General features: G+C 45.2%; 15 protein-coding genes. 10 read left to right on the top strand and 5 right to left on the bottom strand.

The annotated features are described in order from the left end of the window. Positions 1-45 precede the first annotated feature (45 nt). Genes MKX35_RS27225 through MKX35_RS27215 form a run of 3 tightly spaced genes read left to right on the top strand, consistent with a single transcriptional unit; the run spans position 46 to position 3,456 of the window. Complete coding sequence (locus MKX35_RS27225) at positions 46-912, top strand: carbohydrate ABC transporter permease (RefSeq protein WP_042185429.1); 867 nt, start codon at positions 46-48, stop codon at positions 910-912. Continuing rightward, positions 909-1,730, top strand: coding sequence for a carbohydrate ABC transporter permease (locus tag MKX35_RS27220; RefSeq protein ID WP_179085741.1), 822 nt, complete (start codon positions 909-911; stop codon positions 1,728-1,730). Before MKX35_RS27225 ends, MKX35_RS27220 begins: the two co-directional genes overlap by 4 nt. Before the next feature lie 37 nt (positions 1,731-1,767). Next, positions 1,768-3,456: a glycoside hydrolase family 13 protein gene (locus MKX35_RS27215; RefSeq protein ID WP_076301066.1), complete on the top strand. Its 1,689-nt coding sequence runs from the start codon at positions 1,768-1,770 to the stop codon at positions 3,454-3,456. 113 nt (positions 3,457-3,569) lie between these two features. Here MKX35_RS27215 and MKX35_RS27210 read toward each other — a convergent pair whose 3' ends face one another. From MKX35_RS27210 to MKX35_RS27200, 3 genes are all read right to left on the bottom strand, one after another. After that, the gene (locus MKX35_RS27210; protein ID WP_076301065.1) at positions 3,570-4,115 is read right to left on the bottom strand and encodes a GNAT family N-acetyltransferase; all 546 of its coding nucleotides are present in this window, start codon (positions 4,113-4,115) and stop codon (positions 3,570-3,572) included. An 82-nt stretch (positions 4,116-4,197) separates the two neighbouring features. Further along, positions 4,198-4,731: an NAD(+) diphosphatase gene (locus tag MKX35_RS27205; protein ID WP_076301064.1), complete on the bottom strand. Its 534-nt coding sequence runs from the start codon at positions 4,729-4,731 to the stop codon at positions 4,198-4,200. A 36-nt stretch (positions 4,732-4,767) separates the two neighbouring features. Further along, entirely contained in the window at positions 4,768-6,243 is a 1,476-nt protein-coding gene (locus MKX35_RS27200; RefSeq protein ID WP_076301063.1) for an amidase family protein, read from the bottom strand. A 269-nt stretch (positions 6,244-6,512) separates the two neighbouring features. Between MKX35_RS27200 and MKX35_RS27195 the strand changes: the two genes are divergently transcribed. The 7 genes from MKX35_RS27195 (at position 6,513) to MKX35_RS27165 (ending at position 13,793) form a co-directional block, all read left to right on the top strand. Then, positions 6,513-7,358 carry an STM4015 family protein gene (locus tag MKX35_RS27195; protein WP_076301062.1) on the top strand — a complete coding sequence of 282 codons (846 nt, stop codon included), beginning with the start codon at positions 6,513-6,515 and terminating at the stop codon, positions 7,356-7,358. Continuing rightward, complete coding sequence (locus MKX35_RS27190; RefSeq protein ID WP_256716434.1) at positions 7,318-8,655, top strand: STM4014 family protein; 1,338 nt, start codon at positions 7,318-7,320, stop codon at positions 8,653-8,655. Before MKX35_RS27195 ends, MKX35_RS27190 begins: the two co-directional genes overlap by 41 nt. After that, positions 8,655-9,437 carry an STM4013/SEN3800 family hydrolase gene (locus MKX35_RS27185; protein WP_042185413.1) on the top strand — a complete coding sequence of 261 codons (783 nt, stop codon included), beginning with the start codon at positions 8,655-8,657 and terminating at the stop codon, positions 9,435-9,437. The genes MKX35_RS27190 and MKX35_RS27185 overlap by 1 nt, the downstream gene beginning before the upstream one ends. 22 nt (positions 9,438-9,459) lie before the next feature. Next, complete coding sequence (locus tag MKX35_RS27180) at positions 9,460-10,809, top strand: STM4012 family radical SAM protein (RefSeq protein WP_076301061.1); 1,350 nt, start codon at positions 9,460-9,462, stop codon at positions 10,807-10,809. Continuing rightward, positions 10,806-11,672 carry an STM4011 family radical SAM protein gene (locus MKX35_RS27175; RefSeq protein WP_076301060.1) on the top strand — a complete coding sequence of 289 codons (867 nt, stop codon included), beginning with the start codon at positions 10,806-10,808 and terminating at the stop codon, positions 11,670-11,672. The genes MKX35_RS27180 and MKX35_RS27175 overlap by 4 nt, the downstream gene beginning before the upstream one ends. A 157-nt stretch (positions 11,673-11,829) precedes the next feature. Then, on the top strand, positions 11,830-12,558 hold the full coding sequence (locus MKX35_RS27170; protein ID WP_076301059.1) for a glycerophosphodiester phosphodiesterase: 729 nt from the start codon (positions 11,830-11,832) through the stop codon (positions 12,556-12,558). Positions 12,559-12,575: 17 nt separating this feature from the next. Beyond that, positions 12,576-13,793, top strand: coding sequence for an SLC45 family MFS transporter (locus MKX35_RS27165; RefSeq protein ID WP_076301058.1), 1,218 nt, complete (start codon positions 12,576-12,578; stop codon positions 13,791-13,793). A gap of 97 nt (positions 13,794-13,890) precedes the next feature. Here MKX35_RS27165 and MKX35_RS27160 read toward each other — a convergent pair whose 3' ends face one another. Together MKX35_RS27160 and MKX35_RS27155 are read right to left on the bottom strand one after the other, a co-directional pair. Further along, a complete protein-coding gene (locus MKX35_RS27160; RefSeq protein WP_143759616.1) occupies positions 13,891-14,811 on the bottom strand; it encodes an IS3 family transposase in 921 nt (306 codons plus the stop codon). Next, a complete protein-coding gene (locus MKX35_RS27155) occupies positions 14,769-15,446 on the bottom strand; it encodes a helix-turn-helix domain-containing protein (protein WP_076301172.1) in 678 nt (225 codons plus the stop codon). The genes MKX35_RS27160 and MKX35_RS27155 overlap by 43 nt, the downstream gene beginning before the upstream one ends. Positions 15,447-15,451 lie beyond the last annotated feature (5 nt).

Raw genomic sequence — 15,451 nt, 5'->3', positions numbered from 1 at the left:
GCTTCCCCTCTTCTCTTTCGCTTTTACAATGAGGAGGATTACATGATGGCCAAACGCCGAGTCGCCTTTTATCTGATGACTATACCGGCATTACTTCTTTTCTTTGCCTTCCATACCTTTCCTGCAATCCAGGGTATATATTATTCGTTCACGAACTGGGACGGCTTTAGTGACAGCTTTGATTACGTAGGATTTAAGAACTTCATTAACATTTTTCAAGATGAAAATGTGTTGAATTCATATGTGTTCACTTTTAAATATGCCATTCTAACCACTATTCTTATCAATATCATCAGCTTGTTGATTGCGCTTGGACTTAACGCCAAAATTAAAGCTAAAAACTTTTTCCGTGGCGTATATTTCTTGCCGAATATCCTCAGCGTATTGATTGTTGGTTTTATTTTTAACTACTTGTTCGCTAATGTATTCCCTATTTGGGGTGCGAAAATCGGCAGCGAATTCCTATCACAGAACATTCTCGGTAACTCCGACTGGGCTTGGATCGGTATCGTCATTGTAGCCGTTTGGCAGGGGATTGCTTATAACACGATTCTCTATCTTGCGGGTCTTCAAACCATTCCTCATGATCTTTACGAAGCTTCCAATCTGGACGGCGCTAGCCGCTGGAGAGAATTCTGGAGCATTACGTTTCCAATGCTTGCTTCCTTCTTCACCATCAATATGGTGCTCGCGATGAAGGGCGGTCTAATGGTATTCGACCAAATCGTTGCCTTGACAGGCGGGGGTCCAGGTCGTTCAACGCAATCCATTGCCCACTTAATCTACACAGGCGGCTTCCAAGGCGGAGAATTTGCCTATCAATCGGCGAACGCCGTGATTTATTTTATCGTGATTGTCGTTATCTCCGCCCTTCAGCTTAAATTTCTGCAGAAACGGGAGATGGACTTATGATCAAAAAATCAACCAACTGGCCTGTAACGATTCTTATCGCCCTAGGCTCAATACTGATCCTGTTTCCGCTGTACATGACCATTGCCATCGCACTCAAGAATCCCGAGGAAATGGCTCAATCAATCTTCTCGCTGCCAACTGGCCTGCATTTTGAGAACTTCTCCAATGCGATTAAAGCAACGAATTTCTTCAATGCATTAGGAAATAGTACCGTGATTACCATTACAACAGTCGTGTTCATATTGCTTACCAACTCCATGGTAGCCTATGCTATTGCACGTAATATGAAGCGAAGATTTTTCAAAGTGCTGTACTTCTATTTTATCAGCGCAATGTTTATCCCTTTCCAGATTATCATGCTGCCTGTGGTCAAAGTGACTACGGATCTGCACATGAACAACATTGTAGGGATTATTATTCTATACGTCGTATATGGTCTGGCCTTTAACGTGTTTGTTTACACCGGTTATATCCGTTCCATTCCGTATGAACTGGAAGAAGCGGCTACAGTAGACGGTGCATCAACCTTCGGAACGTTCTGGAAGATTATTTTTCCGCTTCTTGCTCCTGTTAGTGCAACGATCGGTATCCTGTCTTGTCTATCCACTTGGAATGACTTTATGCTACCGCTGGTTCTGCTCGGCGATCAGGATTCCTACACACTTCCGCTGGTACAATATGTATTCCAGGGGCAGTTCAGTACAGATTTCAACTTAGCTTTCGCTTCATATTTGCTCGCATTAACCCCGATGCTCATCGTCTATTTGTTCGCACAAAAATGGATTATCAGCGGACTTACATCAGGATCCATTAAATAAAATAGTAAGATCTATATAGAGATAGGAGATTACAACCTTGGATAAAAAATGGTGGAAAGAAAGCGTAGTGTATCAAATTTACCCCCGTAGCTTTAAAGACAGTAACGGGGATGGTATTGGTGATCTGCAAGGGATTATTTCGAAACTTGATTATTTAAATCATCTTGGTGTCGACGTGGTGTGGCTGTGCCCAGTGTACCAGTCGCCTAATGACGATAACGGTTATGATATCAGTAATTATCAAAGTATTATGGATGATTTCGGAACGCTCTCCGATTGGGAGGAACTGCTTGCTGGTCTTCACAGCCGTGGCATGAAGCTGATTATGGACCTTGTGGTCAACCATTCCTCAGATGAGCATGCTTGGTTCGTAGAGTCCCGCAAATCGCAGGACAATCCTTATCGTGATTATTATATCTGGCGTCCGGGTAAAGACGGACAGCCGCCGAACGACTGGGGCTCCTTCTTCAGTGGATCAGCTTGGGAATACGATGAGAAATCAGAGGAATATTACCTCCATCTATTCTCCCGTAAACAACCCGATCTAAATTGGGACAATCCAAAGCTCCGCAAGGAAATCTACGATATGATGACCTGGTGGCTGGATAAAGGAATTGACGGATTCCGCATGGACGTAATCAACCTGATCTCCAAAGTACCGGAATTACCTAGCGTTTCTGGGGAAAGTAACGGAGAACAGCCTACGTACCACTTCGGTGGAGACTATTTCGTTAACGGTCCACGCGTACATGAGTATATGCAGGAAATGAACCGTGAGGTGCTATCCAAGTACGATATCATGACAGTGGGTGAAGCCGTTAATGTCACTCCAGAAGAAGCTTCACTGTATGTTTCCGAGGATCGTAACGAGCTGAACATGGTATTCCATTTCGAGCTCATGGACGTCGATTCCGGTCCTGGAGGTAAATGGAATGTACAACCTTGGAAGCTGGCGGACATTAAGTCCATTATTTCCAAGTGGCAAGTCGCACTCGACGGTAAGGGTTGGAACAGCTTGTATATGAACAACCATGATCAGCCGCGTATGCTATCCCGCTTTGGTGATGATAAGCTGTTCCCGAAAGAGTCTGGCAAAATGCTAGCAACACTGCTTCATACGCTCCAAGGTACACCTTACATCTATCAAGGTGAAGAAATCGGCATGACAAATGTACAATTTGCTTCCATCGATGACTACAAGGATATTGAAATTGTAAATATGTATAAGGAATACTTGGCTGCCGGACACTCGGAAGAAAAAATCATGAATTCCATTTACATCAAAGGTCGGGACAATGGCCGTACGCCGATGCAATGGAACTCGGAACCGCAGGCAGGCTTCACTACCGGCAATCCGTGGTTGGCTGTGAACCCTAACTACAAAGATATCAACGTAGAGAAGGCACTGGCTGATCCCGATTCTATTTTCCACTACTATAAGAAGCTAATTGAACTGCGTAAGCAGCATGAGATTATCGTATACGGAAACTATACAATCTTGGCCGAGGAGAATGAGCAGGTATACGCTTATCTACGTACTCTTGGAGAAGAACAGCTACTGGTTGTATTGAATTTCTTCGGAGAGCCTACGACTTTCGAACTTCCTTCTACTGTGAAATTCCAAGCGAAGGAATTGCTTATTGCCAACTACGAAGTAAATCCAGAAGAAGAACTAAACACAATTCAGCTTCGTCCTTATGAAGCTCGTGTATATAAGCTTAAATAATAAAATCCATCCGATCTGTCAGCAAAGGTCAATGGTAGAACTATAAAAAGGAGCCCTTCGGCTCCTTTTTGTTTTATATGCTTGTAAAAACTTTAAAATTCACTGTATGTAGCTTAACCTTTAGTGTTTATAATTCCATAATGAATAAGGTCATCATATTTATTTTCTTTATAGATATGCTGTAATAAAATGCCTTCCTCCACCATTCCACATTTCTGCATCACTCGCCCAGAGCTGGGATTTGAAGCAAAGTGTCTTGCAAATACTTTATGATAATGCTTTTCTGAAAAAGCAAACGCAATGATCGCTTTTGTTGCTTCAGTCGCGTATCCTTTCCCCCAATATTCCTCACCGATCCAATATCCAACTTCACCATTTCTGTGTGCTTGCTTATTTGTCAGTCCTATAGCTCCATAAAGCTCGTTTGTACTTTTATCAGTAATCGCAAACTCATAATACATATTATTGATAAAATTCTCTTCATGAGCTTCAATCCATGATATTGCACATTCGATAGTGTATGGATAAGGTAGAGTCAACGTACTTTTGTAGATATTATAATTATTGCAGAGGTCAGAGACACGTTTTGCATCAGATAATTCAAAGGGTCTCAAAATCAATCTTTCGGTCGTCATTGTTCTTTTCTCTTGATTAAACATTGTTTTACCTCCGCTCCAGAATCTCCTGCACCATCGGCATCGCCAAACTCATATTCTCCGCTGAAAGCTATATACTATCATCTTACATTGTTCCTCCTACCGACACTGGATTTACCTGTACCTGATCTGCATGCAATTTTTCAATAATCGCCAACAGGAAGGTTTCGGCTAGACTATTCTTTTTAATAGCACTGGCGGCCTCTTCCAAAGTAAACCATTCTGCATGATCTACCTCAGCACTCACCTGACTTAAGTCCTCCGTATCTGCAACACCTATAAAATTCAGCATCAGCGTATTAGAAGGTGCGAAATACAAGCTGCGCATATATTCATAAGCTACAATATCCATTCCTACCTCTTCTTTTACCTCACGAATAAGTGTGGTTTCCGCATCTTCACCTTTATTCACGTACCCTGCAAGCAATATATAATCTGGTCGGTTATACTGCTGGATCAATAGAATCTTATTCATATCCCGATTTAATACTGCTGTACTGATCGCCGTGCTAAAAATAGGGAATCTGAACATTTCGCATGCATTACAATAAGGTACCTGCCCTTCCCCATCGCTTTCTTTCATTACTAACGCTGTTCCACATTCAAGACAATATTTCAAGCTGATCTCTTCCTTCTATAATAAAGTAGTCAATACCTATTCCAGTTGCGGTGGAACACGATGCTGCGTAGCTTGTTCAAACCCATAGGCTATGGATAGGAGCGTAGGCTCACTATAGGCTTTTCCGGAAAAAACTACACCAAAGGGCCCCCGAGTAGGATCACCATCAGCATCAATAATGCCCTGTTCTACATACCCTGCCGGAACGGTAATTAACGGATACCCCAAGCGTGCCGCAATATATATGCCATCTACATCACCTGGCAGTAATAATGCATCCAAACTATATTGTTCCAACACGTAATCTATTCCTTGCTCGAGCGCTAGCTTTCTGTATTCTTGTTTCTTTTGCTGATATTCTTCTTCGGTTAAAGTTACTTCCTCTGACCTAGTTAATGTGTCTTGCCCATATTGTAATGCGATTTCAGCATGGAGCTCATTATACGCTATCAGTTCTTGCAAAGAGTGAATCGGAACGGAATCATCTACTTGGGATAAATACGCGTTGAGCCCCTTTTTAAATTCATAACAGATCACATCATTATTCCAGTTTTGTTGTTCAACGTAAAGCGTAACCGGATCTATAATCGTAGCTCCTTCATTCTTCAAAGTCTGGATAGCTGCTTCCATAATTGAAAGTCGCTCTGCATCTAAATGGTTATAATAATGCCGTGGGATTCCTATTCTTGCTTGCCGTATAAAGCTTTTATCTAAGAAAGGAGTATAGTCCGTAAAAGCATGCTTCTCGCTCGATATTGTTGCTTCATCCTTGTCATCTACTCCCGTTAATGCCCCCAAAATAATCGCCGCATCCGTAACCGTTTTAGCAATAGGTCCAGGAGTGTCTTGACTAACTGAAATAGGAATCACTCCAGTACGACTGACTAATCCGACCGTTGGTTTGATCCCGACGAGTGCATGCTGACAGGCTGGCCCAACAATTGATCCTGCGGTTTCCGTTCCGATCGATGCTGCTGCTAAATTCGCCGCAATAGCTGCCGCAGGTCCAGAACTAGATCCGCTGACAAATACGCTCCCAGGTCCGTAAGGATTCAGCACTAGCCCTCCCCGGGAGCTATACCCAGCTGGCATTGAACTAGACATAAAGTTAGACCACTCTGACATATTCGCCTTTCCAAGCAAAACAGCTCCTGCCGACCGAAGTTTCGCAGCTACGAAGGAATCTTTTGCCGCGAATGATCCTGCTAAAGCTATTGACCCAGCACTCGTATGCATCTCATCCGCAGTATCTATATTATCCTTCAACAATATAGGAATACCGTGTAGACTTCCCCGACTTCCTTGTTCCCTACGTTCAATATCCAGTACTCTAGCGATGTCTTTAGCCTCTGGATTGATTTCTAAGATTGCGTTTATGTCTATATCGTACTTATGAATCCGTTCCAAATAGGCTACTACCAAATCTTCAGAGCTGACTACGCCTGCTTCCATAGCCGCTTGCAGCTTTGCAATATCCGCTTCTATTATCCATTCCTGAATTTTGATCTTCATCAGAACAGCTCCTTCAAGTATAATCGCCTTCGGCGTCCTTATAAGGACGGTAAGCGTTTAGCGAGAAATATAAGGATAAAACATAGTGTGAAACGTATACTTTCTTATATTTCAAAATAATGTAATTCTCCCTAGCATAAACCTACCATAAATAATTAGCTCAAGGACATGACGAATTTGACTATAATTATTTAAACCTGTGATTTGACTCCCTCGGCTACAGATGATAGGGTATTTTCGAAGTTAAATTTTTCCGGGAGGGAATGCCCATGACGGAAGTAAAGCTTAGTATCGGATACGACGAATTCGAAGAAGGCCAAAGAATTGGCACTGAAATTGAGAAACTTAGTAGCAGCCCTGAAAGTTCTTCGCTGACAAGTCTAATTATCGGTGATTGGGGGCAAGCCTACGAAAATAGTTCAGAAGAAGTTGTAGAGTCACTGGTTACGCATAGTGCTAGTTTCCCTGCTTTGCGCAAGCTTTTCATAGGCGAGATGGGCTATGAGGAATGCGAGATTTCTTGGATTACCCAAAGTGATCTATCGCCGTTGCTCCCTGCTTTTCCAGAGCTACAGTCACTCACGATTCAAGGTGGGAATGAGCTGAGCCTCTCAGGACTCAAACACGACAAGCTAGAAGAACTGATTATTATAAGTGGAGGCTTAGGTAAAGCCGTTCTTGAACAGATTGCAACTAGCCAATTGCCGAATTTGCGCAAGCTGGAGCTATATCTCGGCGTAGATAACTACGGATTTGACGGCAGCCTAGTAGATCTTCTCCCTCTTATAGAAGTAGGAAAGTTCCCTAAGCTTACTTATCTAGGTTTAAAAAATAGCCAGATCCAAGATGAGATCGCAGGTGCATTAGCAAATGCTCCTATTCTGGATCAGCTAGATACGCTCGATCTATCACTCGGTACCCTAAGCGATGAGGGGGCAGAATTGCTTCTAGCCAGCGACAGAATCAAAAAATTAAAAGCATTAAACCTAAGCCATCATTATATGTCTGACGAGATGATTACCCGCTGGAAGCAAAGTGGATTGCCTGTTGATGTTAGCGACAAGCAGGAAAGCGATGATGAGGAAGACTGGCGTTATCCTTCCATCACAGAGTGAGCCTCTCATGAGGCCGATGATCGTTATCGGTATTCCCGGTGATAAACGGACTAGCGGCATCCAGCAAGCGCGTTCCGATCTTGGAATGCCCCCTGCCATTATTTTATCGTACGCTGAGTTTCTGCAAGGAAGATCGTTAGGTGATCTTATGGAAGAGCAGAAGAAACAGATATCCCGTCAGTCCTCCGTTTATAACGGAGTAGATCTCAGTGCAGCTCCCCCGCTACTGAGACTGGAATCGCCTGGCAGCAGCTTCGAGATAGAACGAGCCATTATCGCTCTGGGTGCACCGGATTCGGATGATATGGACGATTCCCTTCATCCCTTCGCCGATAGGCCTGATCCGCGACCACTCCGCGTGAAGGTAGCCCATCAATTGAAGGAAATACAAGGTGTCCTGCATCATCCATCACAATGGTTCCGTGGCTACTGCCGAATGCTGGCTAGACTACAGCGAGAGGCCAACACCGCGTGTCCAGGTTCACTGTGGTTAAATGACCCTACTGACATTGCGGCCATGACCGATAAACGCCAGACACAACAGATTCTGAGCGAGGCAGGGATTCCAATCCCTCGCCCAGTAGGCGAAGATCAGCAGCCTACGGATTATGACTCTCTCCGGGAGATGATGTTATCCCGGCGCATGCACCGGGTATTCATTAAGCTAGCCTTTGGTTCTGCCGCTTCTGGAGTGATCGCCTATCAAATCCATCCTGTGACGGGGGCCGAAATTGCCTTAACAACAGTGGGGGTCGAGGATTACATCACTCGACCACCCATTTACTATAATTCCGGTAAACTGCGACGGTACACGGATACCGCCACAATCTCGGGAATTATGAACTGGATCTACCAGCACGGTGCTTATGCTGAGCAATGGATCCCTAAAGCGGGGCTTAAGGGAAAAGCATTCGATATTCGCCAGCTAGTCGTTCTCCGCGAGGCCTGCCACGCGGTTGCTCGGGTCAGCCCTACACCAATTACGAATCTGCATTTACGCAACCAGCGGATGTCTCTTTCGGAAGCCGGTCTGTCTGAATCCGTACAGGAGCAGGTGCGGAATACCGCTGTGCAAGCACTGGCTGCTTTTCCCCGTTCCGGGGTAGCCGGAATCGATGTACTCGTATCCGAGGGTTCACAGCAATGTTTTGTCGCGGATGTCAATCCATTTGGCGACTTGCTGTACGATGTGAAATACCGCGGCTGCAGCACCTACGAATGGGAAATGAAGGTATTGTCGGCTAGAGACTATATCACACCTCCCTCCACACCGCTTATAAAGGAAGGATTATCTTAATGGATATGAACACCATCGTCGGCACTCATGACATTCTTATGATCACACTCGATACTCTTCGTTATGATGCTGCTGTTATGGAAGAATCAAACTGCCCGAACTTGTGCGGAACCGGATCATGGGAGAAAAGACATACCCCAGGCAGCTTTACCTATGCGGCTCATCACGCCTTCTTCGGCGGTTTTTTGCCTACTCCAGCCACAACGGATAAGACGGAACATATCCGAATGTTCCATTCCCGAAACACCGGAATGAAGACGCATCCCCATACCTGGCTGTTCGATACACCCGATATCGTATCCGGGCTTGCTGCCGAGGGCTACCGTACGGTTTGTATTGGGGGCGTTATTTTTTTCACCAAAAAAAATCCACTCGCTCGTGTGTTACCAAGCTATTTCCAGCAAAGCTACTGGCGGATGACGTTCGGGGTCACCAATCCGCGTTCCACAGAGCATCAGGTGAATCATGCCTTGAAGCTGCTGAAGGATACTCCGGGCGAACAAAGATTGTTCATGTTCCTCAATGTCTCAGCCATTCACGGGCCGAACCATTATTTTATACCCGGTGCTAAAAAGGACTCCGTAGACAGCCAGCGCGCAGCACTCCGATATGTGGATGGTGAACTGGGCCGATTATTCGATGCCTTCCGGGAACGCGGTAATCCTACCTTCTGTCTGGCGTTTTCTGATCATGGAACTGCTTTTGGCGAAGATGGCTATCAGGGGCATCGCTTGGCTCACGAGACCGTATGGAACGTCCCTTATCGGGAATTTATTTTATAAAAGGAAAGGATGGAGAACTGTTATGACGTTATCGTCCTTCTCTTTAGAAGAGCTTCACCAATGGAAAGACAATATTACTGCTAACCCTTACCGATCTTATCTGTATTCCTATCCACACAAAACAGCTTACAGGGATCTACAGCCTCCGATACCACTAGAATCCTTATGGCGAGATGAGCCTGCAGAATCTTTTTTTCTATATATGCATATCCCGTTTTGCGGTGCTCGCTGTGGATTCTGCAACCTGTTCACCTTGCCTGATAAACGCGCGAATGTTCACGCTACATACGTAGACGCGCTAGAACGTCAAGCCAAGCAGTGGGCCGCGTTCACCAAACATAAGCCGTATGCCCGTTTCGCGATTGGTGGGGGTACGCCTACATTACTGGCGGCAGATCAACTGCGCCGTTTGTTCCACATTGCCGTTGATACGATGGGATTGGATATTAGCTCAGCCTCCATCTCAGTGGAAACTTCACCGGAGACGATCACCGAAGAGAAGCTGAATATTCTAAAAGAATATACGGTGGATCGGGTCAGCATGGGCATTCAAAGCTTTGTCGCAGCTGAATCGGCGGCCATCTATCGCCCACAAAATCCGGATGAGGTGTATCGCGCACTAGAGCTGCTGGGAAAATATGATTTTCCCATTCTAAATTTGGATCTGATCTATGGTCTTCCGGGGCAGTCCGTCGACTCTTGGCTGTATTCGCTAAATCAGACGCTTAGCTATAATCCTGAGGAAATCTTTATTTATCCGCTCTACACCCGTGAGCACACCATCGTAAAGCCAGGGGATATCCAGCGCCAGGAGGATATTCGCCTAGACTGCTACAAGGCCGCTGGGCAGCTGCTTAAAGCCAGAGGTTATCGCCAATATTCCATGCGTCGTTTCGCCAAGGAAACCGCAGGAACGGATAAAAGCATTCTTGACTACAGCTGTCAGGAAGAAGGAATGGTCGGGCTAGGCTGCGGGGCTAGGTCCTATACCCGCAATGTGCATTACGCTTCCCGTTATGGGGTGAGCCGTAAAGCAACCGAGAGCATTATTGCCGATTACGTCAGTACAGATCGTTACGATACGGCAGATTACGGAATTGTGCTAAGTCTGGAAGAACAGAAGCGTCGCTTTATTCTAAAGGCGATTTTACATAGTGAAGGTCTGAGGCTTGAAGATTATAGTCTGCGCTTCGGAAATTCACTCTGGAGTGATTATCCTGAACTGTCTAACCTGCTTCATACCGGCTTAGGGAAAGAAGAAGATGGAGTTTTACGCCTCACTACTGAAGGCATGGGCTACTCCGATTCCATCGGTGATTGGTTTATTTCAGGAGAGATACGAGAGCAGATGGAAAGGTTCGTATTGCCATGAATGCGGTCCTCTACTACCGTGGGTCTCTCACCTCCTGCAACTATGACTGCCCCTACTGTCCTTTCGGCAAAACAAGAGACAGCGCAGCCACTCTCGCGAAGGATCGACAAGGATTGGAAACCTTTGTCGAGTGGGCCTCTCTGCAAGGTACAACGGGCCATCGGCTGTCTATCTTTTTCAATCCTTATGGCGAAGGGCTGATTCATCGCTGGTACAAAGAAGCGATGATCTCGCTCTCCAATATGGAGCATGTGGAGAAGGTAGCCATTCAGACGAACCTTTCAGCAAATCTTGACTTCATTCATAAGCTGAATCGAAACAAGGCTGCCTTTTGGGCTACTTACCACTCCGGTCAGGTGAGCGAGGATAAGTTTCTAACGCAATGCATGACCTTGTATGAGAATAATATGCCTTTCAGTGTTGGGAGCGTTGGGATCCGCAGCGCCTTTCCTGCTATAGCCTCGCTTCGCGCAGCATTACCGGAGAGTGTATATCTATGGGTCAATGCTTATAAAGATAAACCGGATTACTATACTGCCGAGGATCTTTCTATTCTTAGCAAAATTGATCCGCATTTTGCTGTGAATGCTATGGATTACGAGAGCCTTGGTCAAACCTGCAACGCTGGAAATGAAGTCTTTTATGTACAAGGCGCTGGACTGGTGAAACGCTGCTATAAGGACAGAGGTGTCATAGGCAATCTCTACCGCGATGGCTTGGAAGGTCTATCCGCTGTAAGAGCCTGCCGAATGAAGGTATGCGACTGTTATATCGGTTATATTCATATGCCAGAGCTAAAGCTGCAAAACATCTATGGATCAGGTCTGCTGGAACGGATTCCTTATGGCGCTATGAATCATTGAGGCAAGAATTTGCAGAAGGTTAACTGCATGTTAAATTTCAAGAAATAGAGCCCTGTCAGAATTTCTAGACAGGGTTTCTTGTCTTCGTGTGGAATATGAAAAGTAGCCCTCGTCTACAGGGCGACAGCAAACACTAAGTTGGAGGGATGAATAGCTGATGAAAAACATTATTAATTTTGCGCATCGCGGCGCATCGGCAGTGTGTCCGGAAAATACTATGGCAGCGTTCCGCAAAGGTCTTGAGTTAGGTGCAACCGGAATTGAAACCGATGTACAAATGACCAAGGATGGCGGGCTTGTTCTTATTCATGATGAAACCCTAAACCGTACGACAAGCGGAAGTGGCTATGTGAAGGATAAAACCCTTGCAGAAATTCTGGAAGTGGACGCGGGCTCTTGGTTCAGTCCCGAGTTCAAAGGCGAGAAACTCCCCTTGCTAGAAGATTTGTTAGATCTGCTGCAAGGTCGAGATACAGTACTGAACATCGAGTTTAAAAATGGTACTTTCTTTTACCCGGGTATGGAGGAAAAGGTTATCGCGGCTGTACGGGAGTTCAAGATGAGCGATCGCGTGATTTTTTCAAGCTTTAACCATTATTCATTAGCTCACAGTAAAACGATCGCACCTGAGATCAAGACAGGAATTCTATACGGGGAAGGTCTGTATCGTCCTTGGGATTATGCAGCTACGCTTGGCGCAAACGCACTACATGCTTATCATCAAGCAGTACTTCCTGAATTCGTCGAAGAAGCCGCTAAGCATGGCATCGCTTATCATCCTTGGACCGTTAATGATCCAGAGCGGATGAAGGCTTTAATCGAAGCTGGAGTGTCAGGTATTATTACAGATCATCCAGATGTGCTGGCTGGGCTTCTAGCTAAATAATAAGGGAGTGTGACTGTGTGAAAAAAGTCTGGTTGCTCGGATTCGGCTTTTTCAGCATCAGCATTACGTGGAGTCTGTATAACGCATTTGTACCCTTTTTTCTAGAAAAATACGTACATAGTGTGGCACTTATCAGCTTCTTGATGACGATTGATAATTACTTTGCCTTATTCCTGCAGCCTTGGATTGGCAACCGTAGTGACCGCACTACCTCGCGTTTTGGACGCAGAATGCCTTATCTTATGATTGGTATGCCTTTCGCTGCCGTGCTAACCATGCTGATTCCGTTTCATACCGGACTATTTACACTTCTGTTGTTTATGATGCTAATGAATCTGGCCATGAGCTTATACCGTTCACCAACCGTCGCCCTCATGCCGGACATTACGCCAGAAGAGCAGCGTACGAAGGCCAACGGGCTGATTAATTTCATGGGTGGGTTCGGTTCTATTCTCGCTTTTGGCGTAGGTTCTATCCTGTATAAATCAAACCCAGCGCTACCGTTTATCGTTGCTGGACTGATTACCTTATTATGTCTGTTTATCGTATCACGCTTTATTAAAGAAAATCGGGATGGCGTAAACGTACAAATGAAGCTTCCTTCAGAAGCAGCTACTGCCACCAAGCCCTCTCGTATTTCCTTTCGAAGTCAGCTTGACCGTACCACAGTATTTTTGCTAGCGGCGATTTTCTTCTGGTTCGTAGCATATCAAGGCGTTGAGACACTGTTTACCTTATATGGCAAACATCATCTCGGCCTAAGCGAACAGGCGGCCTCCTTCTCGCTCACTTTCTTCTCTTTGGCCTTCGTGCTGTTCGCCATTCCGAGCGGTTGGCTGGGCGGAAGATTCGGGAAGAAAAAAATGATCATCATCGGCGTATGCGGACTAATGACCATTTTTGCTCTCGTCGGTTTTGCAAAGGACTTATTGCTCCTTCGAGGGTTACTGTTGCTAGGTGGAGTCTTCTGGGCTTGTATTAATATCAATTCCTATCCTTATGTTGTGGCAACAGGGACAGAAGAGAGTATTGGTACACGAACAGGGATGTATTATCTCGTCTCTTCCCTTGCGGCCATCAGTTCGCCTCCACTATTGGGACTTATGATTGATATCTTTGATTACTCGATCCTGTTCTACGTGGCGGCGATTAGTATGGCAGTTGCTCTTGTCTGCTTGTTCCTCATGAAAGGCCGCAAGGATGTGACTAACAGCATTCATTCGCCTGGCGCATAATTTCATTTCAAAGGGAATAGTTAGTCCAATAAAAATAGCGGCAGTCTAGGACTGAACTGCACCCCGTCAAGTAGACAGTACAAATAATCAAAATCGTTTAAACGGCCTTGGTCCTAAATTCCATCGGACTACGGCCGTTTAATTTTGCTTGTAACCGTTCGTAATTGTAAAAGTGAATGTAGGCCTCAATGTCCCTTTTAAGCTCTTCAAAGGTATGGTACTTGTGCAAATAATACTTCTCACATTTTAAGGTCCCCCAGAAGGATTCCATTGGACCGTTATCGATGCATCGCCCAACTCGGGACATACTCTGAACCATTTTGTTGCCATCCAGAAGCTTCTTAAAGCTCAGTGAAGTGTACTGATAGCCTCTATCGCTATGAAGCAATGGGCTGTTTTCTGGGGCTTCTTGTAAGGCGAGTTTCAACGTTTGGAATACAAGTGGATTGTTATTGGAACGCCCTAATACATAAGAGACGATGGATTTATCATGGAGATCGAGAATAGCGCTTAAATACGCTTTCTGGCCGTTGCCATACTTGAATTCCGTTACATCGGTGAGCCACTTTTCATTCGGCGTATCCGCATGGAAGTTGCGGTTTAGGACGTTCTCCGCGACCTGTTGTGGAGTAGCATTGGCATACTTTTTCCTCTTTCTCCGAATAACGGACTGAATTCCCATGACCTTCATTAGCCGCTTTACGCGCTTGTGGTTAATGGTTTTTTCGGTTTGTCTGCGCATATGCAGAGTTAATTGACGGTACCCAAAAGTGCGCTCCACTTTCTCATAGATGGTCATCATTACATGGATCAACTGCTCATTCTCCTGCTCACGAGGGCTGGGCTTGCGATTTAGCCATTTGTAATAGCTTGAGCGTGCAATTCCTGCAATTTCGCATAGCAGTTGAACGCTTGCTGACACGTCCTTTTGAAGTGCTTGAATGGCAAGGTAGATCGTTTCCTGCCGTGTTTGATTTAGCGTCGCCTTCTTTCTAGTTCCTCTAACTTTTTTAAAAATGCATTTTCCGTCCGAAGTCGCTCAATTTCGTACTCCATTTGCTTCATCTTGAGTTTCTGTTGGTCGGCCGCCGTTAACTCTTCTGGGGCTTTTTTTCTTCCTCGACCATCCTTTAATGCATCCTGGCCGCCACCTTCAAACTTCTTCACCCATTGGTATACTTGCTGATAGGAGACCTGAAACTGTCCAGCTGTCTTTTGGTAATCATATTGATTGCTCAGACAATACTGAACGATTTCGATCCGTTCTTGCCAAGTCGTAGTTCGCCCTTTTGTCATAGCTTTTCTTTCCCCTTTGTAGGCTGTTAAGCTGCTATGACCATTATACTTGTTAATCCAATTGAAGAGCTGCCTCGTACTAGCAATCTTGTATTTATCGATGATCTGATACTGAGACAAGTCCCCCTCAAGATAGTCCTTCACCGCCTGGATCTTCAGTTCAGCACTGTACCTTTGAAGATGTGTACGGCGCTCCAACCCTTTATATCCATGTGTCTTATATCGACGTTGCCATTTCATTAAAGTCGTCTTGTTAATCCCATATTTCGTCGCAGCTGCTAAAAAACCAATCTCCCCATTCGATACCTCTTCGAGGATGGTGAGTTTCTCCAAAGCGTTATATTTCCCTCTAGACATGAATA

The sequence above is a fragment of the Paenibacillus sp. FSL R5-0923 genome (assembly GCF_038009145.1).
Taxonomy (GTDB): domain Bacteria; phylum Bacillota; class Bacilli; order Paenibacillales; family Paenibacillaceae; genus Paenibacillus_AQ.
This window is presented reverse-complemented; position numbering and strand designations above follow the sequence as displayed.